This is a genomic window from Mesorhizobium sp. M2A.F.Ca.ET.043.05.1.1 (genome assembly GCF_003952445.1).
Taxonomy (GTDB): domain Bacteria; phylum Pseudomonadota; class Alphaproteobacteria; order Rhizobiales; family Rhizobiaceae; genus Mesorhizobium.
Map to the genome: position 1 here is coordinate 1,566,606 of NZ_CP034446.1, position 22,769 is coordinate 1,589,374.

Annotated in this window: 20 protein-coding genes; 9 read left to right on the forward strand and 11 right to left on the reverse strand. The window is 63.7% G+C overall.

Annotated elements, in window-relative coordinates:
• Positions 1-228 precede the first annotated feature (228 nt).
• Complete coding sequence (gene kynU, locus EJ069_RS07485; RefSeq protein WP_126060756.1) at positions 229-1,476, forward strand: kynureninase; 1,248 nt, start codon at positions 229-231, stop codon at positions 1,474-1,476.
• A gap of 59 nt (positions 1,477-1,535) precedes the next feature.
• Positions 1,536-2,366, forward strand: a complete 831-nt coding sequence (locus tag EJ069_RS07490) for an alpha/beta hydrolase (protein WP_126060757.1) — start codon at positions 1,536-1,538, stop codon at positions 2,364-2,366.
• Between the two features lie 43 nt (positions 2,367-2,409).
• On the opposite strand, the gene glp is transcribed toward EJ069_RS07490, so the two are convergent.
• From glp to EJ069_RS07515, 5 genes are read right to left on the reverse strand one after another with little or no spacing between them, the layout of a single operon-like run.
• Positions 2,410-3,615: a gephyrin-like molybdotransferase Glp gene (glp, locus tag EJ069_RS07495; RefSeq protein WP_126060758.1), complete on the reverse strand. Its 1,206-nt coding sequence runs from the start codon at positions 3,613-3,615 to the stop codon at positions 2,410-2,412.
• Complete coding sequence (gene moaC / locus EJ069_RS07500) at positions 3,615-4,094, reverse strand: cyclic pyranopterin monophosphate synthase MoaC (RefSeq protein WP_126060759.1); 480 nt, start codon at positions 4,092-4,094, stop codon at positions 3,615-3,617. The genes glp and moaC overlap by 1 nt, the downstream gene beginning before the upstream one ends.
• A gap of 2 nt (positions 4,095-4,096) precedes the next feature.
• Positions 4,097-4,909, reverse strand: a complete 813-nt coding sequence (gene trpC / locus EJ069_RS07505; protein ID WP_126060760.1) for an indole-3-glycerol phosphate synthase TrpC — start codon at positions 4,907-4,909, stop codon at positions 4,097-4,099.
• Positions 4,910-4,913: 4 nt separating this feature from the next.
• Positions 4,914-5,924 (reverse strand): anthranilate phosphoribosyltransferase, encoded by a 1,011-nt coding sequence (gene trpD, locus EJ069_RS07510; protein WP_126060761.1) that lies wholly within the window; start codon positions 5,922-5,924, stop codon positions 4,914-4,916.
• Entirely contained in the window at positions 5,921-7,816 is a 1,896-nt protein-coding gene (locus EJ069_RS07515) for a peptidylprolyl isomerase (protein ID WP_126060762.1), read from the reverse strand. Before EJ069_RS07515 ends, trpD begins: the two co-directional genes overlap by 4 nt.
• A gap of 143 nt (positions 7,817-7,959) precedes the next feature.
• On the opposite strand from EJ069_RS07515, the gene tpiA reads away from it, so the two are divergent.
• The 5 genes from tpiA (at position 7,960) to EJ069_RS07540 (ending at position 13,183) form a co-directional block, all read left to right on the forward strand.
• Entirely contained in the window at positions 7,960-8,727 is a 768-nt protein-coding gene (tpiA, locus tag EJ069_RS07520; protein ID WP_042642513.1) for a triose-phosphate isomerase, read from the forward strand.
• Between the two features lie 161 nt (positions 8,728-8,888).
• Positions 8,889-9,395: a preprotein translocase subunit SecG gene (secG, locus tag EJ069_RS07525; protein WP_126060763.1), complete on the forward strand. Its 507-nt coding sequence runs from the start codon at positions 8,889-8,891 to the stop codon at positions 9,393-9,395.
• A 216-nt stretch (positions 9,396-9,611) separates the two neighbouring features.
• On the forward strand, positions 9,612-10,742 hold the full coding sequence (locus tag EJ069_RS07530; protein WP_126060764.1) for a L,D-transpeptidase family protein: 1,131 nt from the start codon (positions 9,612-9,614) through the stop codon (positions 10,740-10,742).
• Between the two features lie 206 nt (positions 10,743-10,948).
• Positions 10,949-12,586, forward strand: a complete 1,638-nt coding sequence (locus EJ069_RS07535; protein ID WP_126060765.1) for a CTP synthase — start codon at positions 10,949-10,951, stop codon at positions 12,584-12,586.
• A 21-nt stretch (positions 12,587-12,607) separates the two neighbouring features.
• On the forward strand, positions 12,608-13,183 hold the full coding sequence (locus EJ069_RS07540; RefSeq protein WP_126060766.1) for a DUF1697 domain-containing protein: 576 nt from the start codon (positions 12,608-12,610) through the stop codon (positions 13,181-13,183).
• Between the two features lies 1 nt (position 13,184).
• On the opposite strand, the gene EJ069_RS07545 is transcribed toward EJ069_RS07540, so the two are convergent.
• On the reverse strand, positions 13,185-14,147 hold the full coding sequence (locus EJ069_RS07545) for an IS110 family transposase (RefSeq protein ID WP_126060767.1): 963 nt from the start codon (positions 14,145-14,147) through the stop codon (positions 13,185-13,187).
• 341 nt (positions 14,148-14,488) lie between these two features.
• On the reverse strand, positions 14,489-15,946 hold the full coding sequence (locus EJ069_RS07550) for an NCS1 family nucleobase:cation symporter-1 (RefSeq protein ID WP_126060768.1): 1,458 nt from the start codon (positions 15,944-15,946) through the stop codon (positions 14,489-14,491).
• A gap of 301 nt (positions 15,947-16,247) precedes the next feature.
• Between EJ069_RS07550 and EJ069_RS07555 the strand changes: the two genes are divergently transcribed.
• Both EJ069_RS07555 and EJ069_RS07560 read left to right on the forward strand, forming a co-directional pair.
• Positions 16,248-16,550 carry a DUF982 domain-containing protein gene (locus EJ069_RS07555; protein WP_042642716.1) on the forward strand — a complete coding sequence of 101 codons (303 nt, stop codon included), beginning with the start codon at positions 16,248-16,250 and terminating at the stop codon, positions 16,548-16,550.
• A 470-nt stretch (positions 16,551-17,020) separates the two neighbouring features.
• On the forward strand, positions 17,021-19,066 hold the full coding sequence (locus EJ069_RS07560; protein ID WP_126060769.1) for a flotillin family protein: 2,046 nt from the start codon (positions 17,021-17,023) through the stop codon (positions 19,064-19,066).
• 158 nt (positions 19,067-19,224) lie between these two features.
• Here the strand turns inward: EJ069_RS07560 and EJ069_RS07565 are convergent, their stop codons facing one another.
• From EJ069_RS07565 to EJ069_RS33155, 4 genes are all read right to left on the reverse strand, one after another.
• The gene (locus EJ069_RS07565) at positions 19,225-20,586 is read right to left on the reverse strand and encodes a M24 family metallopeptidase (protein ID WP_126060770.1); all 1,362 of its coding nucleotides are present in this window, start codon (positions 20,584-20,586) and stop codon (positions 19,225-19,227) included.
• 65 nt (positions 20,587-20,651) lie between these two features.
• Positions 20,652-21,710 carry an ABC transporter ATP-binding protein gene (locus EJ069_RS07570; RefSeq protein WP_042642498.1) on the reverse strand — a complete coding sequence of 353 codons (1,059 nt, stop codon included), beginning with the start codon at positions 21,708-21,710 and terminating at the stop codon, positions 20,652-20,654.
• Complete coding sequence (locus EJ069_RS07575; protein WP_245456452.1) at positions 21,711-22,559, reverse strand: arginine deiminase family protein; 849 nt, start codon at positions 22,557-22,559, stop codon at positions 21,711-21,713.
• Positions 22,559-22,729, reverse strand: a complete 171-nt coding sequence (locus EJ069_RS33155; protein WP_245456453.1) for a hypothetical protein — start codon at positions 22,727-22,729, stop codon at positions 22,559-22,561. Before EJ069_RS33155 ends, EJ069_RS07575 begins: the two co-directional genes overlap by 1 nt.
• Positions 22,730-22,769 lie beyond the last annotated feature (40 nt).

The following is a 22,769-nucleotide window of genomic DNA, read 5'->3' on the forward strand; positions in this document are numbered from 1 at the left end:
GAAGGTGCTGAAGGGATCCAGTCAGCTGACGCAACCATGTGCCGTACCGTGAACGAAACGAACTCAAAATGCCAACCTGGGCTGCGATTCCGATCCTCAGCCTTTGCCGTCTATGGACCAGCTAACATAGGACAGAAGGTTCTTGCCGGGTTGCGGACGGTGATGGGACAACCGCCTTGGTCGCCGGAGGATGTAGCGGCCTGAGTCCGAAATGGAGGCGGTAGCACAATGAGGGGAATTCCCGATCTTGCCCAGGTCGAGGCGATGGATGCGGCGGACCCGCTGCGCCCCTTGCGCGATCGCTTCGTCCTGCCGGAAGGGGTGATATACCTTGATGGCAATTCACTGGGCGCCGCTTCGATCAATGTCTTCAACGAGATCGAGACGGCCGCGAAGCAGGAATGGGCGCAGGACCTCATCCGCGCCTGGAACACCGCCGGCTGGTTCGACATGCCTGTCAAGCTGGGCGACCGGCTCGGGCGTCTGATCGGCGCCGCGCCTGGCCAGACTGTGGTATGCGACACCACCTCGATCAACATCTACAAGGTCTTGCATGTGGCACTCGCAATGCGACCCGACCGCTCGGTGATCGTTGCCGAAGGCGACAGCTTTCCGACCGACCTCTACATGGCGGAGGGGGTGTCCTCGACGCGGCCCGGCACGGTGCTGCGGCTCGAAGGCGTCGATGCGCCGACGATCGAGGAACTGATCGACGACCGTGTCGCGATCATCCTGGTCAACCACGTCAATTACAAGTCCGGCCGGTTGCGCGATATGGCGGCCCTGACCCGCAAGGCCCATGACGCTGGCGCGTTGATCGTCTGGGACCTCTGCCACACGGCCGGCGCCCTGCCGGTGGATCTCGACGGCTCGAATGCCGATTTCGCCATCGGCTGCACCTACAAATATCTCAATGGCGGGCCCGGCGCGCCGGCCTTCATCTATGCCGCCACCCGCCATCATCCCGACATCAGCCAGCCGCTCAGCGGCTGGTGGGGCCATGCCCGGCCCTTCGCGTTCGAGCAGGGTTATGCCGCCGGCTCAGGCATCCGGCGATTCCTGTGCGGAACGCAGCCGGTGCTGTCGATGCGGGCGCTGAAAGGTTCGCTGGATCTCTGGGACGAAGTCGACATGACGGCCGTGCGCGAGAAGAGCGTCGCGATGACGGATCTGTTCATCCGGCTTGTCGAAGCCAGATGCGGCGCTTTCGGTCTCGAGCTGGAAAGCCCGCGCAACGGGGCCGAGCGCGGCAGCCAGGTGTCGTTCGCCCATCCGCATGGTTACCAGGTGATGCGCGCCTTGATCGAGCGTGGCGTGATCGGCGATTTCCGCGCACCGTCGACCGTCCGTTTCGGCTTCACGCCGCTCTATGTCGGCTACCGGGACGTCTGGGACGCCGTCGAGGTGCTGGAAGACATCCTGCGCACGGGCGCCTGGCAGGAGGCGCGCTATGCGATCAAGGAGGCCGTCACCTGACTTCGAATGGCATGCCGAACAAAGACAACTCGAAATCGATCTGATCGCGGGAGGGGCCGGTGCTGGGACACCGCATTGTCGACTGGGATGACGCCTACGCCAACGGCGCGAACATCGCTGGGGGCGACCGCTGGCCGGCGGCCTGGGACGGCCCAGCTCAGGCATTTCGCGAAAAGCTGTTGGCGCAGGGCAGGGCGCGGCTCGACATCGTCTATGGCGAGGCGCCGCGCAGCCGGTTCGATCTCTTCCTTCCGCCTGCCGCATCGAAGGGGCTCGTCGTGTTCATCCATGGCGGCTACTGGATGGAATCGGACAAGACATCCTGGTCGCATCTGGCCGCCGGCGCTGTCGGTCGCGGCTTTGCCGTCGCCATGCCTTCCTATACGCTGTGCCCGCGGACCAGGATCGGCGGCATCGTCAATGAAGTCGCGGCCGCGATCGGCAAGGCGGCGGCCATGGTCGATGGCCCGCTGATGCTGACCGGTCACTCGGCCGGCGGACATCTCGCCAGCCGGATGGTGACGACGACTTCGCCGCTGGGCGCCATGGTGGCGAAACGCATACGCATGGTCGTTTCGATTTCAGGCCTGCACGACCTTCGGCCGTTGATGTTCACGGCTTTGAACGAGACGCTGAACATCGACGAGCGGGAAGCGTTGAGCGAAAGCCCGGCGCTGCTGCGGCCCGTGCAAGGAACCCGCATCACCTGTTGGGTCGGCGGTGGCGAGCGCTCGGAGTTCCTGCGCCAGAGCGCCTTGCTCGCCAACATCTGGACCGGGCTTGGCGCCGCTGCCCAGTCAGTTGTCGAGCCGGGTCGGCATCATTTCAACGTCGTCGATGGTCTCGCAGATCCGGAGCATCCCCTGACCCGAACGCTGGTGGACGAATAACTATCGACGTCGCCGATTATGAACGACCGGCGTTGTCGATCTATCAGCGCAGCATAAGCACGCTGCATTCGGCGCCAACCTCCGCAGCCAGCGCGAAGGGCTCGCGCACGATCAGGCCGTTGGCGTCGGCGAGCATCCTGAGCATCGAGGAGTCCTGGATGCCGAAGGGGGTCGCGACCAGGGTGCCGGCGTCCTCGCGCACCACGGCGCGAACATAGTCCTGCCTGAGATCGTTGGCCGGCATCGCGGCGCCAAGCCTGGCCGTTCGCACGTCCTGCCTGAAATTGCGGCCGCCGAGCCGGGCAAGCAGCGGCTTCAGGAAGAGCTGCGAGCAGACGATGCTTGCCACCGGATTGCCTGGCAGGCCGATGCAGCGGACATTGCCAAGCCGGCCGAACATCAACGGTTTGCCGGGGCGCATGGCGATCTTCCAGAAGTCGAGCCGCATGCCTTCGCCGGTCAGCACGTCATGGATCAGGTCGTGATCGCCGACCGAGGCGCCGCCCAGCGTGACGATGACATCCGCGCCCGCCTGTACCGCTTTCCTGACCAGCGCGGCGATCGCCTCCTTGCGGTCGGCGGCGATGCCGAGATCGAGCGCCCGCGCGCCGACCGACTGGGCGGCGGCGGCAACGCCATAGGCATTGGAGGAAATGATCTGATCTGGGCCGAGCGCGCTGCCCGGCGGCAGCAATTCATCGCCGGTGGCGATGATCGCGACCAGCGGCTGGCGCACGACATTCAAGGCAGGGTGGTTGGCAGAAGCCGCCAGCGAAAGAGCCGCCGCGTCGAGCACGCGACCTTTTTCGAGCAGCATGTCGCCCTCGCCGAAGTCGAGCCCGCGTCGGCGGACATTGCGTCCTTGGGCGGCCGGTTCCGTCACCTCGATCCTGCCGTTGCCGAGGTCGCGGACGTTTTCCTGAATGACGATGGTGTCGGCGCCTTCAGGCAGCGGTGCGCCGGTGAAGATGCGCACGGCCTGGCCTTCGCCGACGGTTCCGGAGAAGCCCCGCCCGGCAGGCGCCATTCCTATGACCTCAAGCTGCGCCGGCGCTGAAGCGACGTCGGCGGAACGCGCGGCATAACCATCCATCGCCGAGGCGTTGAAGGGCGGCTGCGTGCGCAGCGCCACAACCGGTTCCGCCAGGACCCGTCCGGCCGCGTCCGCCAGCGGCACGCTCTCGCCCGGCAAAGATGTTGCGCCGTCGAGCAGGCGCGCGAGCGCTTCGGCGACCGGTACCAGCGCCATCAGGCATCCGCCTTGTAGTCACCGGATTTGCCGCCGGTCTTCTCGACCAGCCGGACACCGGAAATCACCATGCCGCGATCCACCGCCTTGGCCATGTCGTAGATGGTGAGGCAGGCGACCGAGGCGGCGGTCAGCGCTTCCATCTCCACGCCGGTCTTGCCTGTGACGCGGGCGAGCGCTGTGACCTTGAGGCCGGGCAGCGAATGGTCCGGCTCGATCTCGACGGCCACTTTGGTCAGAAGCAGCGGATGGCAAAGCGGGATCAGCTCATGCGTCTTCTTCGCTGCCATGATGCCGGCGATACGGGCGGTGCCCAGCACATCGCCCTTCTTGGCGTCGCCGGCCAGAATCATCTCCAGCGTTTCGGGCCGCATCGAGACAAAGCCCTCGGCGATTGCCGTGCGGGTCGTCTCGGCCTTGTCGCCGACATCGACCATGTTGGCTTCGCCCTTGGCGCCGAGATGGGTGAGGGCGGGCATTCTCAAACGGCCTCGGCCGCTGCCTTGCCTGTCAGCAGAAGCTCGGTCGCCGCCGCCACATCAGCCTGGCGCATCAGGCTCTCGCCGACGAGGAAAGTACCGATCTTGCTCTTTTCCAACCGGCGGCAATCCTGATGCGTGAAGATGCCGCTCTCGCTGACCAGCAGCCAATCCGCCGGCACCATGGCGGCCAGCCGCTCCGAAACGTCGAGGCTGGTCTGGAAGGTTCTGAGATCACGGTTGTTGATGCCGATCAGCCGCGAAGACAAAGTAAGCGCGCGCTGCATTTCCTTCTCATCATGCACCTCGATCAGTGCGTCCATGCCGACCTCGAAGGCGGTCGCTTCGAGCTCGCTGGCCAGCGCGTCGTCGACGCTCGCCATGATGATGAGGATCGCATCGGCGCCCCAGGCGCGTGCCTCGTGGACCTGATAGGGATCGAAGAGAAAATCCTTGCGCAAGGCCGGCAGGCGCACGGCTGCCCGCGCTGCCGTCAGAAATTCCGGAGCGCCCTGGAAAGACGGTGCGTCGGTCAGCACCGAAAGGCACGCGGCGCCACCTTGCTGATAGGCCTTGGCCAACGCCGGCGGATCGAAATCGGCGCGGATCAGGCCCTTGGAAGGACTGGCCTTCTTGATTTCGGCGATCAGCGCGAAGCCTCCGCCCCGGCGCTTGGCTTCGAGCGCCGCGAGGAATCCGCGCGGTGGCTCGGCATCCTTCGCCTTCGCCTTGATTTCGGCGAATGGTACGCGAAGCTTCGCCGCCGCGATCTCTTCGCGCTTATAGGCTTCGATCTTGCGCAGGATGTCCGACAAGGCCTTATCCGTTCGAAATCTCGACGAGCTTGTCCAGCACCGCAAGGGCGCGGCCGCTGTCGATCGCTTGCGCTGCCGCCGCGATGCCGTCGGCAAGCGTCGTCGCCTTGCCGGCCACAACCAGACCGGCGCCGGCGTTCATCAGCACCGTGTCGCGATAGGCGCCCGCGGCGCCACCCAACATATCGCGCAGTTGCCTGGCGTTGTAGGCCGCGTCGCCGCCGCGCAGCTCTTCCTTGGTGTGCCGCTTCAGCCCGACGGCTTCCGGCGTCAGGGTGAAGGTGCGGATCTCGCCGCCGGCAAGCTCCGCAACCTGCGTCTCGCCCGTGGTCGTGATCTCGTCATAGCCGTCGCCATGGACGACCCAGGCGTGCTCGGCGCCCAGCGCCTTCAGCGTCTCTGCCACCGGCATGATCCATTCCGGCAGGAAAACGCCGACCATCTGGCGGCTGACGCCGGCGGGGTTCGACAGCGGTCCGAGCAGATTGAAGATGGTGCGCGTGCCGAGTTCGACGCGGGTCGGCCCGACATGCTTCATCGCCGGATGATGCGCCGGCGCGAACATGAAGCCGACGCCGGCCTCATGGATGCAGCGGCCGATCATTTCCGGCGAGATATCTATTCTGACGCCCAGCGCCGTCAGCACATCGGCGGAGCCGGTCAGCGAGGACAGGCCGCGATTGCCGTGCTTGGCGACGGGCACGCCGGCGGCGGCGATGACGAAGGCCGAAGCGGTCGAGATGTTGACCGAGTGCGAATTGTCGCCGCCGGTGCCGACGATGTCGATGGCGCCGTGCGGCGCCTCGACACGCAGCATCTTGGCGCGCATCGTGGCGACCGCGCCGGATATCTCGCCCACCGTCTCGCCGCGCACGCGCAATGCCATCAGGAAGCCGCCGATCTGGCCGGGAGTCGCGTCGCCCGACATGATGATGTCGAACGCCTCGCGGGCTTCCTCGAAAGACAGCGCGGTGCCGGTGGCGACCTTGGCGATGTGTGTCTTCAGCGCGCTCATCGTGTCTGTGCTTGCGAAACGGCGTTCGGATCGATGCGGACGTTGTATTGCGACTGCAACTGCGCCACCAACTGGTCGAGCAGGTCGTCGGACATGCCGGCGCCGAAGGATTTCTGCGCCTCTTCCGGCACCGTGCTGCCGTCGGCGCCCGCCGGCTCGAAGACCTCGGCGACCTTGAACAGGATCTGGCCGTCGCCGGTGGGCGACGGGATCAGGCCGGTGCCGCCTTCGCCGACGCCGAACATGGCCGCGGCACCCTCCTTGCCGAAATCGGCGTCGTCGGCTTCGCGCTTCAAGCCGCGCTTTGTCTGTTTCTCGAGCTTGAGCTCGCCGGCGATGACGTCGAGCGTGGTGCCGGCCTTGAGGCGCTTCTCAAGCTCCTGCGCCTTCGCGTCGAGCCGCTTGTCGGTCTCGGCCTCGGTCCAGTCGGCCACGACCTTCTTGCGGACCTCATCCAGCGTGCGGTCGCGCGCCGGCGTGATCGACTGCACCTCGTAGAAGACGAAACCGTTGTCGGCGGTGGTCAGGGCTTCATTCTCGGTATTGGGCTCGGCCGCGAACACCGCCTTGATGAGATCGGCCGATTGCGGCAGGTCGTTGACAACGGTGCCGTCCGGCCGCTGGCCGGTGCGGTCGATGGCGTCGATGGTGACGACCTTGAGCTTCAGCTTGTCGGCGGCCTGGGCAAGCGAGGCGCCTGAGGCGCGGGTGTCCTCGTAGCTGTCATGCACGTCAAGCAGGATGCGACTTGCCTCGCCGAGCGCGAGGTCCTTGCGGATCTGGTCGGACACTTCCGAAAGCGGTTTCACGACCTGCGGCTTGATCTCGGTGACGCGCAGGAGCACGGGGCCGAAGGCGCCCTGGACGACCTGGCTCACCTCGTTGGCATTGAGCAAAAAGGCCGCGTCGGCGACCGCCTTGTCGGCGATCTTGTCCTTGGACAGCGTGCCGAGCAGCGTGTCGGCCTGCGTCTTGCCTTCGGCGGTGACGAGCTTGTCGAAGGTGGCACCGGCCTTCAGCGAATCCAAAGCCGCTTTGGCCGCATCCGGCGTCTTGAACACCAACTGCTCGATGGTGCGCATCTCGGGCGTCGTGTAGCGCGCGATATTCTTGTTGTAGTCCTCGCTCACCTGCTGGTCTGTCACCGCCGACGGGTCCGCGATGTCCTGCGGTTCCAGCCGGACATAGGAGAACTTGCGGTATTCCGGCGCGGCGTAGTTCTTCTTGTTGGCGTCGAAATAGGCGTTGAGGGCGCTGTCGGACGGCGCCTCGATCGGCTGCACCAGCGTTTTCGGCAGCACCAGATAGTCGATCGTGCGGTCCTCGCCGCGATAGAGCGAGACCGCCTTGAGGAAGGTCTGCGGCACTTTCAGCCCGTCGGAGATCGCCTCGACGATTTGCTGGCGCACGGCCACCTGCGAGCGGTTCTTGAGATAATCCTCGGGCCGCATGTTGAGCTGGCGAAGGAGGTATTCGAACGTCCGGCGATCGAACTGGCCGCTGGGGCCCTTGAAAGCCGGGTCCTCGCGCGTCAGCTCGGCCAGCCGGTCCTTGGAAAGGCCGAGGCCAAGCTTGCGCGCCTGTTCATCGAGCACGGCGCCCGACACGAGCTGCGCCAGCACCTGGTTGTCGACGCCGAGCAGCTTGGCCTGTTCCTGGGTGACGCGCTGGCCATATTGCTGGGAAAGCAGGCTGAGCTGGCGATCATAGGCGAGGCGGTACTCGTTGATCGAGACCTCGGTGCCGCCGGCGGTGATCACCGCGTGATGACCGCCCAGCACGCCACCCACCATGCGTGTGGTGGCGCCCCAGGCGAGGAAACTCACCACCAGCAAGGACAGCAACGCCTTCGCGACCCAGGTACCCGCCGCGCTTCTCAATATACCAAGCATGCATACTTCCGAGTTTTGCGCATTTTCGCATGCGCCGAGTCTGAAACAAGCGCAATAGCGCCCTTCCGGTCCACTGTCGATTGCTTTGTGACCTGATTTTGGTAGTGAGGGCGCTGCTTAATGTCGCTCGGAGAACGCGTCCCATGACCCCTGGAATCCGCCCCCTTGTCGCCGGCAACTGGAAAATGAACGGCACCAGCGCCTCGCTCAACGAGCTGCGGTCGATTGGCAACGGGTTCATGAGCGGCCTCGACGCCGAGACCGAAGCGCTGGTGTGCGTGCCGGCGACGTTGCTCCAGCGCGCCGCCGAGATCCTGTCGCGCACGCCGGTGCGGGCCGGTGGAGAGGATTGCCATCCCAAGGAGAACGGCGCCTTTACCGGCGAGATTTCCGCCGAGATGCTGAAGGACGCCGGCGCGAGCCACGTTATTGTCGGCCATTCCGAGCGCCGCGAACTGTTCGGCGACAACGATGCGACGGTCCATGCCAAGGCATCGGCAGCCTGGCGGGCAGGGCTGGTGGCCATCATCTGCATCGGCGAGACGCGCGCCGAACGCGAGGCTGGCGCCACGCTCGATGTCCTGTCGCGCCAACTCGAAGGATCAGTTCCGACCAGCGCTACCGCTGCGAACACCATCATTGCCTATGAGCCGGTGTGGGCGATCGGCACCGGCTTAACCCCGACGGCGGCCGACGTCGCCGAGGCGCATGCGCATATCCGCGGCAAGCTGACCGGCTTGCTCGGCGATGCCGCGGCCAGGATGCGCATTCTCTATGGCGGCTCGGTCAAGCCGTCCAACGCGGTGGAACTGCTCGGCGTCGAGAATGTCGACGGCGCGCTGGTCGGCGGCGCCAGCCTGAAGGCGGCCGACTTCCTCGCGATTGCGGAAGCCTACATGAATATCTCCTAGAGACCGTCACCTCGGCTTCAGCGGCATAAATCGTTGTATTGGCCGCATTGCTTCCCATATTCCCGGCCACGGGCTTGGAAATGCCGCCAAAGCATTGTAAGGAGCCGCCTCCAAAACACCGGTCGTATGCGCGGCAGCGCTTGGCCTCGCCAGGATAAATTATGGAAACCGTACTGATCGTCATCCACCTCATGGTCGTGCTCGCCCTTGTCGGCGTGGTGCTGCTGCAGCGCTCCGAAGGCGGCGGCCTCGGCATCGGCGGCGGTTCCGGTTTCATGACCGCGCGAGGTGCTGCGAACGCGCTGACCCGTGCGACCGCGATCCTGGCGGCTGCGTTCTTCGTCACTTCGCTGGCGCTGTCGATCCTTGCCCGCTACGGCGAAAAGCCGATCGACATTCTCGACCGGCCTGCGACGTCGAGCCAGGGCAGCGGCGTGCTCAACCAGCTGCCGGGTTCCAATGGGCCGGTGGGCACCTCCAAGCCCGCGTCTCCGGCCAGCGGTACGACTCCCGCAGCTCCGTCGAGCGGTACGACAACCACGACGCCTCTTGCCAACGGCACCATGGCGCCTGCGCCGGCTCCGGCGACAACGCCTGCTCCGGCTGCGCCGGCGCCTGCAGCCAACGGCGTCACCTTGCCGGTCACGCCGCAGGTTCCGAACCAGTAGCCGGCCAAGGAAACCGGGCCGCGATCTGTTGTTCTTTGAACACAGTCGCGGCAAATGCGCGTCCGATCACAAAGATTCAACCGGGCGTGGCGCCTGCCTCAGCTTGAGGCGATGACGGCTAATCGATTATAGATTGCCCGCGGCACTTTATCGGCGTCCTTGGGGGGCGCCGGGCGATGCCGTGGGCAACTTGCTTTTGACAATCGGATCTTCGCCATGCAGCTTCGCAGCTTCATCCTCCTGGGAGTCTGTGCCGTCCTCGGCATGGGCTCCGCGGCCTTTGCCGGACCGGCAAACCTGGCCACTTCCCCGTCGGTAGAGACGACCGACGCAATTCCAGTCGTCGCCGCCAAGAGCGACGCATCGCAGCTGAGGCTTCTCAAGAAGAAGAAAAACCCGACTTCGGACGACCTTGCGCAGATCAGCAAGCTCGAGGCCAAGATCGTGGCCGACAAGGAAGCCGCCAAGCAGAAGGCGCTCGAGGCTCGCAAGCTGGCGATGCGCGAGGCGGCAAAGGCCAAGGCAGACGCGGCGCGCCAGGAATGGCTCGCCAAGAAGGGCGGCGGGGCGGCGGCATCTGAAGTCGCCGACGCCAAACCGGCCAAGAAGACCACCAACATCCTTGCGCCGCTGGAGCCGATAGCGCCGCTCGTTCCGGTCAAGGCCGAGGAGCCGATCCCGGCGGAAGCCATGAACATCACCGCCACCGGCAACAACGGTGAATTGCGCAGTGAGCAGCCCGGCCAGAAGCAGACGAGCAGCGGTGGGCTGTTCGCAGGCCTGTTCGGCGGCGCCTCGGTGTCCTCGATCAGCTATCTGCCGGAGACACGCGCGCTCGATTCGGCGTTGGCCAAGAAGGACGCCAAGCGGCCCTTCAAGGTGAAGCCGGAATTCGTGCCGCAGGACGTCACGTTCACCGGCTATGAGCCGGGCACCATCGTCATCGACACCAGCGCTCGCCGCCTCTACCTCGTCGAGTCGTTTTCCACTGCGCGCCGCTATGCCATCGCTGTCGGCCGCGAAGGCCTGCAGTTCAAGGGCACCGTGGCGGTCGGCGACAAGCAGGAATGGCCGCGCTGGATCCCGACGCTCGACATGCAGAAGCGCGAGCCGAAGCATTACGGCCAGTACAAGGACGGCATGCCCGGCGGCGGCGAGAACCCGCTCGGCGCGCGCGCCATCTACCTCTATGACGGCAAGAAGGACACGCATCTGCGTATCCACGGCACGATCGCGCCGAACTCGATCGGAACCAGCGCCTCCAATGGCTGCTTCCGCATGATCAACGAGCACGTCATGGACCTCTACAGCCGCGTCAAGATCGGCACCAAGGTCGTTATTATCTAACGATTTCCATCAAACTGCCGAAAGGGCCGGCACCGCCGGCCCTTTTGTTTTGACTGAATCCAACCCCGTTCCTTGTGAAGCATGATCTTTCCCGAAAACCGGTTTCCACTTTTCGGGATCATGCTCCAGAGACACCCGCGCCATTTTGGGAAAAAGCCTTCGCGGCGGTTTTTTCTCTGGCGGAATCAATCAGGCCGCGTTAAGCGATGACTCCCATGGCGCGATATGTATTCATCACAGGCGGCGTGGTTTCCTCACTCGGAAAAGGCATCGCCGCAGCAGCTCTTGGGGCTCTCCTGCAGGCGCGAGGCTATCGCGCGCGGATCAAAAAGCTCGATCCTTACCTCAATGTCGACCCCGGAACGATGTCGCCGTACCAGCATGGCGAAGTATTCGTGACCGACGACGGCGCCGAGACCGACCTCGATCTTGGACATTACGAGCGCTTCACCGGGCGTTCCGCGAACCAGCAGGACAACATCACCACCGGCCGCATCTACAAGAACATCATCGAGCGCGAGCGGCGCGGCGACTATCTCGGCGCGACCGTGCAGGTGATCCCGCACGTCACCGACGAGATCAAGCATTTCGTGCTGGACGGCAATGACGACTACGATTTCGTCCTGTGCGAGATCGGCGGCACGGTCGGCGATATCGAGGCGATGCCGTTCCTGGAGGCGATTCGCCAGCTCGGCAACGATCTGCCGCGCAACAACGCGGTCTATGTGCATCTGACGCTAATGCCCTATATCCCGACCGCCGGCGAATTGAAGACCAAGCCGACGCAGCATTCGGTCAAGGAACTGCGCGGCATCGGCATTGCGCCCGACATCCTTCTGGTGCGCGCCGACCGGCCGATCCCGAAGGAAGAGCGGCGCAAGCTGTCGCTGTTCTGCAACGTGCGCGAAAGCGCCGTCATCCAGGCGCTGGACGTGCCGCATATCTATGACGTGCCGATGGCCTATCACCAGGAGGGGCTCGATTCGGAAGTGCTCGCCGCCTTCGGCATCGACCCGGCGCCGAAGCCGCGCATGGAGCCGTGGCAGGCGCTGTCCAAGCGTATCCACAATCCGGAAGGCGAGGTGACCATCGCCGTCGTCGGCAAGTACACCGGCCTTAAGGACGCCTACAAATCGCTGATCGAGGCGCTGTCGCATGGCGGGCTCGCTAATCACGTCAAGGTCAAGCTCGACTGGATCGAGAGCGAGATCTTCGAGAAGGAGGATCCCGCTCCCTGGCTGGAGAAAGTGCACGGCATTCTTGTTCCAGGCGGCTTTGGCGAGCGTGGCTCGGAGGGCAAGATCCTGGCCGCCAAGTTCGCGCGGGAGCGCAAAGTGCCTTACTTCGGCATCTGCTTCGGCATGCAGATGGCCTGCATCGAGGCGGCCCGCTCGCTGGCAGGCGTCGATCACGCCTCGTCGACCGAGTTCGGCCCGACGGATGAGCCAGTCGTCGGCCTGATGACCGAATGGCTGAAAGGCAACATGCTTGAGAAGCGCCGGGCTACCGGCGATCTCGGCGGCACGATGCGGCTCGGCGCCTACCAGGCCGAACTCGCCAAGGGCTCGAAAATTGCGGACATTTACGGCGACACGCAGATTTCCGAGCGCCACCGGCATCGCTACGAGGTCAATATCGATTACAAGCAGCGGCTGGAAGAGTGCGGCCTGGTCTTCGCCGGTATGTCGCCCGACGGTGTGCTGCCGGAGACGGTCGAATATCCGGACCATCCCTGGTTCATCGGCGTGCAATACCACCCCGAGCTGAAGAGCCGGCCGCTCGAGCCGCATCCGCTGTTCGCGAGCTTCATCTCGGCGGCAGTGGACCAGTCGCGCCTGGTTTGAGCGACCGGCTGGCCACCAGCGATGCAGACCTATGTAGCCTTGCTCTACAGCATAGGCCTCGGCGAAGGCCGGCGCCTCGTCATGTCGGACTTCAAGACGATGGCCGAAGGCCTCGGCTTCAACAATGTCCGCACGTTGGTGTCGACCGGCAACATGGTCTTCGAGGCGCGAGCAGGCGAAATTTCGAAACTTGAGCAGCGGCTGGAAAAGGCCTTCGAGAAAACTTTCGGCCGCCATGTCGATATTATCGTGCGCGGCGCCGAGGATTGGTTGAAGCTTGCGGCTTCCAATCCATTCCCTGCCGAGTCGGCTGAAGCCGGCGACCAGGTCGCGATTCGGGTGATGCGCCAACCTGTCGCCGACGAAGCGCTATCTGGACTTCAGGCCCGTGCGGCCGACGATGAGAAGGTGCTTTTGGTCGACGGCGATATCTGGCTTGTCTTCTCGCGCGAGCGGCCGAGCTCGCGGCTGCTTGCAGCCGCCAATCACAAGCGCTTCGGCGTCGGCACGTCGCGCAACTGGAACACGGTGCGCAGGCTGGCGGAGATGGTCGGCGGGGCCTTCCCTTCTCCCCTGTGGGAGAAGCGCAACCATTAGCTTAGGCGGCGTGGTTTGCGGGTGGAGCTTTGCTCCACGGAGTGCCGCGTTCGACGACGGCGTTGGCGAAGATGAGGAGCTTTCTGACACAGGCGATGATGGCTTTCCTGTGGGCCTTGCCGTTGTTCGTAAGGCGGCCGTAGAGAGCGACCAGGGCGGTGTTCCAGCGCTGGGAAGCGGGCAATGCAGCATTGAAGAGCGCTCGGCGGACACGACTGCGACCGCCGGCGATATGGCGCTCGCCGGTACGTTCGCCCGAGTCGTCGTCGTAAGGAGCGACGCCAACCAAGGCAGAGATTTGCTCACGACTGACCTTGCCGAGTTCGGGCAAGAGGATGACGAGGGTGAGCGCGGTGCGTATGCCGATGCCATCAACGCTGGCGATCAGCTCGAGCCGCCGAGCGAGATCATCGTGTTTGCACACGACGACCTGCAGGAGCAGCAGTTCGGCCTCGCGGCGCCGCTGCAGACGCTGAACGTCACGCTTGAGTTGGTTGAGAATCCGCTTGGTGGTGAAGTGCTCGCGCCGCGTCTTGAGGTGAGCGATATCGTACTCCAGTTGCTCGATGAAGAGCAGATGCTCAGCGAACGCGGCCAGCCTGGTGTCTGGCGGTTCATGCAGGTCGCCGAGATTGGCAGCGCACTCGGCGATGAGGGCGGCGTCGATACGATCGTTCTTGGCACGACGCAGCTTGTAGATGGCAAAGGCATGCACTTGACGCGGCTGCAGGAGAGCGACCTCGAAGCCCTGCTCGCGCAAATATTCCACGACGGCTCGTTCGTAACCCCCGGAGGCTTCGATGCCGATGCGTTTGATCTTACGCGCGCTCAGCCAAGCAACCAACTCTTGATGTCCGTCTCTGGCATTGGCTACGCGCAACCTGTCGCTCGTCGGATAGGTTGCGACATCAAGCGACTTCTTGCTGGTGTCGATTCCGGCGGTTCTTGTGCTAGTCTCATTCATCTTCGTCGTTCCCTGCCTTGCATACGAACCAGGTTGTTCCAGCAACCATCCGGGCCACGATGAAGAGCCGATCGCGATCTTGCTTCTCCTTAACCCCACGGGTTCGGGTGGCTGGCGATCCGACGATCGGCGCCAACGGCCGGGTGGCCACCCGGCCGTTGGCGTCCCTTACGGGACGACCACTTCATACAACATCGCTTATGCAAGGTGGCCGCGAAGCGGCCGGATGAGGGGTGTTCCAGGGAAAGCCAACGTCTCACTCCGCTGGAACACCCCTCATCCGTCTCGGCGCTATCGCGCCGATCCACCTTCTCCCACAAGGGGAGAAGGGAAAAGTGCGCTCAGGCCTTGGCTGTCCTGGCACCCGCGCCGAGCGCCATAGTGCGTAGGACGTAGTAGACGGCGCCGGCGATGGCCACACCGAAGAACCAGCCATAGACGCCCCACCAGGACGGCAGCAGGTTGGTAAAATTGGGCAGGATCGAGGAGAAGATCGCGCCGATGCCGGCGGCGATGAAGGCGTTGACATGCCAGCCGCCCTGGAAGCGGAATTCGCCGTCCTCGCGATAGAGCGCCGGTACATCGACCTCGCTTTTGCGGATCAGATAGTAGTCGACCATCATCACGCCGAAGATCGGCCCCATCGTCGCGCCGATGATGCCGACGAAATGCGCGGCGCTGCCTTCCCAGGGCGCGAAGGGATAGAGCACCAGCGCAATCAACGCCGCGATGTAGCCGCCTTTCTTGAAGTCGATCTGACGCGGGAAGACATTGGAGAAGTCAAAGGCCGGCGAAACGAAATTCGCCACCACGTTGATGCCAAGCGTCGCCACCGCGAAGGTGAGCGCTGCAAGCGCCGCTAGGAACCAGCTGTCGAACTTGGCCGAGATCTGGTCGGGATGGAGCAGCACTTCATGGTAGACGTCGTAGGCAGCGATCGTCGTGACTCCGGCGACCAGCGAGAACAGGATCAGATTGACCGGCAGGCCCCAGATATTGCCCTTGCGAAGGGCCGCATTGTCCGGCGCGTAACGGGCGAAATCGCAGAAATTCAGGTAGAGCGCCGAGAAATAAGTCACCCAGATCGCCGCGGCACCGAACAGCGCGGTCCACGACCCCGGGTCGCCTGGAATGCCGGCGTCGGCGGTCTTGTCGCGCAGCACATCCATGGGGATGTCGCTGGTGAAAGCGAAAGTTCCGGACTTCACGCAGAGATAGATGGCCAGAAGCAGCATCATCACCCACACGGCGGGGCCGGCCCAGTCCTGAAAGCGGCGAACGGTCTCCATGCCCTTCTGAATGATCAGCAACTGCAACGCCCAGATAACGACGAAGCAGATCACCTCCAGGGTCGAATGCCCCAGAAGATGCGAGCTCTTGTTGAACTCGTCGAACCATTGCAGGCGCGTCAGCAGCGCCACGATGGCGCCCGACGCCGCGGCCGTCTGAGCGCCATACCAGAAGCAGGCGACGATGGCGCGCACCAGCGCCGGAATGTTGGCGCCCCAGATGCCGAAGGAGGCGCGGGCTAGCACGGGGTAGGGCACGCCGGTCTTCACGCCGGCATAGCCGACCATGTTCATCAGCGCGTAGATGATCAGTGAGCCGATGCCGATGGCGATGATGAAATTAACGAAGCCGCCGCAGAACAGAAACAGGCTGGCCGCCAGATAGTAGCCCCAGAGGCTGTGTACGTCCGAAGTCCAGACATTGAAGATCGAAAACGGTCCCCAGTTCCTGACCGTTGCCGGAGCCAGATCCTCGTTATAGAGGTCAGGCGATGCGCCTTGAATGGTCATGTCGTTGTTCCCCTTCTTGCAAACGCGCCCTCACGCGTAACCGCGGAGGTTAAGCCTGACGCAGGGGAACCGGCAAGCAATCCATTTGCCGGCTTTCGCCTTAAAGACATTCAATGAGAATCGCCGTTATACGCCGCCTCGAAGCCTGCACCTAGCTGAGTCGCGATGGTGCCTCTCTATCCTGCACGCGGCCGGCGGGTTCCGAAGTTTTTCCATCGGCAATCGAATTTGTTTGGAACCAATCCGCCGAACGTGCGTTTATGCGGGTTCGACTGCACTGCGGTCGGCCGGGAGGATGATCATGGATCGCTTGCATTTCTTTACCCCAGTGCGAATTGCGCGTGGGCAGGGATACCCTGTGGAGGAAGTCGATAGCGTCTCCGAGGCGATGGTGTTCCTGCGGAAATGGCCAACGGGCAGACGCGGCCCGGTTTATCAATGCGCCCTGAATTGCTGTACGGCGGCTATGTCGGGCAAGATGTCGGCTGAGGAAGCGCGGAAAGCCTTTGTCGGCTTCGCCCGCATCACCCGGCTGCTCGACGACGACATGGCGCTGCCACTGGGTGGCGCGTCGATGGACAATGTCTACGCGCTGCGGCGGTAGGCCGAAAAAATTCCTTTTGAAATCGGTGTTCTGCGTCGGCGACGGCGCGGCATGTGAGATGTTGCTTGTTTCCAGGTTCCGCATCAGGTCGGATCGGAAACCGATGTTTGACTCATCGAGAGCGCCATTCGCTCTCCGCTAATTTCTAGAAGTTGACGCTTCGAAGCAACAAAAGCGTTGAAAACACTTATACGATTTCGGCGTGAAGTATCTTTAAACCTGTTGGCGCTATCCCTACGTCATCGTTGTTATGTCTATCAAGGCAACACCGATGTAACATCGCTTACGCCACGCCTTTCTCACGGGGGACTCGGGAGGCGCGGTCACCTTTCCAAACAATGAGCAGCCCGAACGTTCGACACGCCTTTTGTGTGTCGGGCGTCTCGGCGCGAAATCTCCCCGCTTTGTCAATCAACACCAGCTGGGTGGCGGCCGGGTGAACGAACCCGCGCGCCCTTAGGAGACAACACATGGAAGCCCTAGAATATCTCGGCCCGATGAAATGGACGGCGATCGAGATCGCCGTGCCGGTTATCGTGCTGGCGATCCTGTTCTGGCGGAGCGGCATGGTCCGCTACATCCCGAACGACAGGCTCGGCATCCTGGAAAAACTATGGAGCTTTCGCGGTTCCGTCAGTGATGGCTTCATAGCGCTCAACCGCGAGGCAGGCTACCAGCCGGAAGTCGTGCGCGGCGGCCTGCATTTCTTCATGCCGTTCCAATATTCGATGCACCGCGCCAATCTCGTCACCATCCCGCAGGGCCAGATCGGCTACGTCTTTGCGCGTGACGGCAAGCCGCTGCCGCCGACACAGACACTTGCTTCCAACACAGATGCCGATGATTTCCAGGATGTGCGCGGCTTTCTCGAAAAAGGCGGACAGAAAGGACCGCAGCGCAAGATCTTGCGTGAAGGCACCTATGCCATCAATCTCGCCCAATTCGTCGTGCTCACCGCTCAATCGACCTATGCCGTCAATCTGAGCTCGTCGGAACAAAGTCTTTTTGCCAACATGTCCAGCTTGATCTCGGAGCGGGGCGGCTTTGAGCCGGTCGTCATCCACAATGCCGAGGACATGATCGGTATCGTCACCATCCATGACGGCCCGGCTCTGCCGGACGGCGAGATCATCGCGCCGACCGTGGCCAACGACCCGAACGACCCGAACTTCCACAACAATTTCCAGGACCCGGAGAAGTTTCTCAAAGCCGGTGGTTACCGTGGCCGGCAGCTGCAGGTGCTGGCCGACGGCAGCTATTTCCTCAATCGCATCTTTGCGACCGTCGAACTGGTCGAGAAGACGATCATCGACGTTGGCACGGTGGGTGTCGTCGTCTCCTATAATGGCCGCCACGGCGCGGACATATCCGGGCAGGCGTACCGTCACGGCGAGCTGGTCGAAATCGGCGCGCGCGGTGTCTGGTCGACGCCGCTGCTGCCGGGCAAGTATGCGTTCAACACCTATGCCGGCAATATCATCATCGTGCCGACCACCAACTTCGTGCTCAAATGGACGAAGGAGCAGTTCGGCGAGCACAGACTGGACGAGAACCTGTCCGAAGTGTCGTTGATCACCAAGGATGCGTTCGAGCCTGTGCTGCCGCTCTCCGTCGTCGTGCATATCGACTATATGAAGGCGCCGCTCGTGGTACAGCGCTTCGGTGACATCAAGCGACTGGTCGAACAGACGCTCGATCCGATGGTTTCCGCCTATTTCAAGAACATCGCCCAGACAAAGACGCTGATCCAGCTCTTGCAGGAGCGTAGCGACATCCAGCGCAAGTCGGGCGAAGAGATGCGCGAGAAATTCAATTCCTACAGCCTCGAGCTGCAGGAAGTGCTGATTGGCACGCCGCGTGCCGCCAATGGCCAGAACAGCATAGAGCAGATCCTGATCCAGCTGCGTGAGCGCCAGATCGCGGTCGAAAAGGTCGAGACCTACAAATTGCAGGAGAGGGCGGCCACTCAGGAACGTACCTTGCGTGAGAAAGAAGCGCTGGCCGAACAGCAAGCCAAGATCACGACCTCGGCACTTACCATCGAGATCAGCGAGAACGAGGGCAAGGCGCAACTCGCCCGCACCCGTCAGGAGGCGGAAACCATCCAGGTCACCGCCAAGGCGGAGGCGGAGAAAGTGCGTCTCGCAGGCCAGGGCGAGGCCGATATGATCAAGGCTGTCGCGCTTGCCGATGCCGAGCGCATCAAGGCGACCGGTTTTGCGGAGGCCGAGAAGGTGCGCGCACTTGGCTTGGCGGAGGCCGAGGCCACCGAGAAGAAGGTCGCGGCCTTCGGCGGTCCGGACTATCAGCTCAACTCGCAGGTTCTCATGCGCTTCGCCGAGGCGATCGAGAATGGCAGGCTGCCGCTCGTGCCGCAGATCCAGATCGGCGCCAATGGCGGCGAGAAGGGGGCCGCCAATGGCCTTGTCGAGATGATGCTTTCCATGCTCGTCGCAGACCGGGTTGGACGACAAAACCTGCCGGATGCAATCCCGGAACCCGTTGAGGAAGAATGATTGGGGAATGGGCCGGTCGCACCGGCCCATTTCGCGTGGCGCGTCGATGGGCAATGTCTACGCCTTGAGGCCCGCCGCCAGGCTGAGCGACGATCCTGGTGAGGCCCCGCACCGATGTCGGCGCGACGGGCCCTCTTTTTCGACAAAGTCCGACTAAGTCAGTTCCGCATCAACAGCTTTTGGGGCGTCAGCCAGAATGGCGGCAGGCAAAGCGGGATGGCCGACAGCAGAAGCATCTCGTCCTTAATTTCGACGCCGAGTTCGTCGGCGACGAAGCGCCTGCGTGCGGCGAAACGGGACGCGAGCGCCGGGTAGCGCTCGGCGATCGTCGCGCGCAGGCCCGCGTCGGCGAACGTCACGGCGTCCTCGCAGTTGAGGGTCACGCCGTCGGGCACCGGCACGGGAATGATGTCGACCTGGAACGGCATGCCGGAGACCAGGCGTTCCGTTGAGCCCGGACGTATCGGCGAATGCATCCACTCGTCGAGCCCGACCAGATGGCCGGGATTGAGGGCCGGCCGCAGCCCGCCACGGGCCAGGGTAGAGATCACCGCTTCGTGGATCGCGCCGCCTTCGACACCGATTCCGGCCGTTTCATACCAGGCGATCAGTCCGTCGAAATAGGCCTTGGCCACCTCCAGGAAGGCGGTGTCGGCCTCGGCGATCAGGCCGCCGCGGGCCGTCAGGCCGCCCCAGTATCCGACCGCGGTGGTGGCACCCTCGCCGCGCCGCGGCACGCGGGCTGTCGGGCTGCGCAGGCCGATGACGGGGCCGCTCGCATCGTTGGAGGCGAACATCGGATGGCAGCTCATCGGCTCGCCGGCATAGCCCATGCGGGACGCGGCCGCGAGCTCGCTGTCGCCAAGGGTGAAGCCCGTGACGATCCGCCAGACCGCCATCGATGCCCTCGACGCTCCCCATTCAGCCTCGGCGATCTGGTCTGCGTCGACCACGGCCCGCAGGCCCTCGACCGGGTGCATCAGCACGCGGGTGGCGTCCACGACGCCGGACGGACCGACGATCGCTGCGATCGCATCCACGATGAAAGACGGCGCGAAGAAGGTCGGCTTCGCCAAATCCCACTCCTCGCCTTCGAGATATTTCCAGCCGACGATGCCGATCGTGGCGCCGGACCCCAGCCCAGCTTCGCGCAGTACCGCGACAAGATCCGGCTTCTGGCTGCGATCCTGGCCCATCAGGCTCAGTGATTGGGCAAGCATCGTGACGATGCCGGGCAGGCCGGCGATCGGCGTGTAGCCGATGTTCTCGTTGCCGGTGACTATGACGCGCTGGCCTGCCTTGCCCAGAAGCAGCAGAGCCTCCTCGAAGCGAGGCTCGAAGCCTGTCAGGAAGGCGATGTTGGCGGCGTGCTCGCGGTCGGCATAGACAACCAGCCAGTCGGCGCCGGACTTCTCGATGGCGCGGGCGCAGCGCGTTTCATACGTCGCGGCCGGGATGGCGGGGCGCTCGACCGGAAGGCCGAAATCCGGGATGTCCACGTTGCGCAGGGTGACGGTCATTTCTGTCCTCGTTGATGCTGTGCCGATGGCGCCGCGATGGACGACCGGCTTGGGTGGCAGGCACGCTATTCGCGCGCCAGAAATCCGATGGCCGACGGCAGGAGAGCGCAGGTTGCCGTGCTGCCGGGGGTCAACTCGCGGGCTATTGCGGAGGGCGCGAGCACGCTCAGTTCCTGGCCGTCTGCCGTGATGACGGTGACGCGTTCCGACGTGCCGACGAAGGACACGTCCGCGACCTTGACGGAGAAGCAGACCGCGCCAGGCGCCACATCGCCGAGGGCGATGTCTTCCGGGCGGACCCAGACCGTGATCGCGCCGTCGCCGTGGCGCGTCCGGTCATAGGCGGCGGGCATCGGCATGCGGATGCCGAACAAATCGAGTTGCGCGCCGTCCGTTTGAGCCGACAGGATGTTGTTGCCGCCGAGGAAGCCGGCGACGAAGCGCGAGGCCGGCGCCCGGTATATTTCGCGCGGACTGCCGATCTGAACGATGTTGCCGTTCTGGAAAACGGCAATACGGTCCGACATGGCGTAGGCCTCTTCCTGGTCGTGCGTGACGAAAACGAACGTGACGCCGGTTTCCTGGTGGAGACGCTTCAGCTCACGCTGCATGGTGTCGCGCAGCTTGCGATCAAGCGCCGAGAGAGGCTCGTCGAGCAAAAGGATCTTCGGCCCGAAGGCAAGCGCGCGGCCGATGGCCACGCGCTGCTGCTGGCCCCCGGACAGTTCGCGCGGCTTGCGTGCGGCGAGCTTGTCGAGGCCGACCAGCTTCATGACTTCATCAACGCGCGCGGCGATGCGCGCCTTGTCCCATTTGCGCACGCGCAAGGGGAAGGCGATGTTGTTTGCCACCGACAGGTGGGGAAACAGCGCATAACCCTGGAAAACCAGGCCGAAGTTGCGGTCCTCGGGATCGACGCCGGTGATGTCGGCGCCGTCGAGCAGGATCGTTCCGGAGTCCGGCCTGGTAAAACCGGCGATCGACATCAGCAGGGTTGTCTTGCCCGAGCCGGATGGGCCGAGCAAGGTGACGAATTCGCCCTCGTTGATCGACAGGTCGACGCCGTCGAGCGCGATTGCCGATCCGTAGGCCTTGCGAAGCGTGCGGATGTCGAGGAAGGCCATTCAGTTCGGGTCCCGAGCGAGCGGCCCTGTCGAGCAATGGATGCCGCCGCCGTTCAGTTCGATGCATTCATAGTCGAGCGTCAAGATGGTGATGCCCGCCTTGTCCAGCCGCTCGGCGAGCCGGGGAGTACGGGTGGCATGCATCACGACCCTGCCGGGTGCGATGGCCAGGCAGTTCAACGAGAAGGCATTGTCCTCGGGCGGCAGCTCGATCAGATTCATGCCGCGCTTCTTGAGGCGGTCGATGAAGAAGTAAGGGAGCTCGTTGATGTTGATGATGGCGGTTTCGTGATCGATCATCATGAAGCTGCCGTCGATGTGGATACGATAGCCCGGCATCGGCACCTTGATCAGCTCGACGCCGAGGCTGTTCAGGATCATCTCGACCTGGCGGATGCCTTCCTCGTTGCAGGCGACGGAGAGCGAGCAGACCGCCGTCTTTTCGTCGATCAGCGCGAAGCCGCCACCCTCGAACACCGCTTCGCCATGCAACGTTCCCAGGATCGGGCAGCCGGCCTTTGCCAGGGCCTGGGTGACCATCAGTTCCTCGCCGCGGCGAGCGCGCCGGGCAAGGCGGGTGACGATGGCGCCGCCTTTGACGCTGATGACGCTGTCACGGCAGAAGGTCGACTTGAGCGCGCCGGGCGCCGCCTTCTCGGTGAGGATCACATCGACGCCTTCCGAGCGAAGCAGCGCGGTGAACGCGTCATGGGCGGCCTGCATGGCGGCGAGATCCGGCGGCGTCTTGCCCATGAAGTACCAGCCCTTCTCCGGGTCGCCGAAGCCGCCGATCTCGGGCATCGGCTTGTTCTTGTCGACGACGTTGATCTCCTCGCCAGGGCGATGCATCAGCACCGCGCGCAGCTTGCCGACATCGTTGATGCAACCCCATGGGCGCCCCAGACCCGTGTCTGTTCCTCGGGATCGTGGAAAGCCGGCGTCGGCACCGATCCGAATGTCTGGAAGAACTTCGCCTCGCGATATTCGTGTTCGCTCATTGCGGCGGTGTGTGCTGACATGTCCTTGATTTCCTTTCTGAACTTGCGGACTGGATGACCG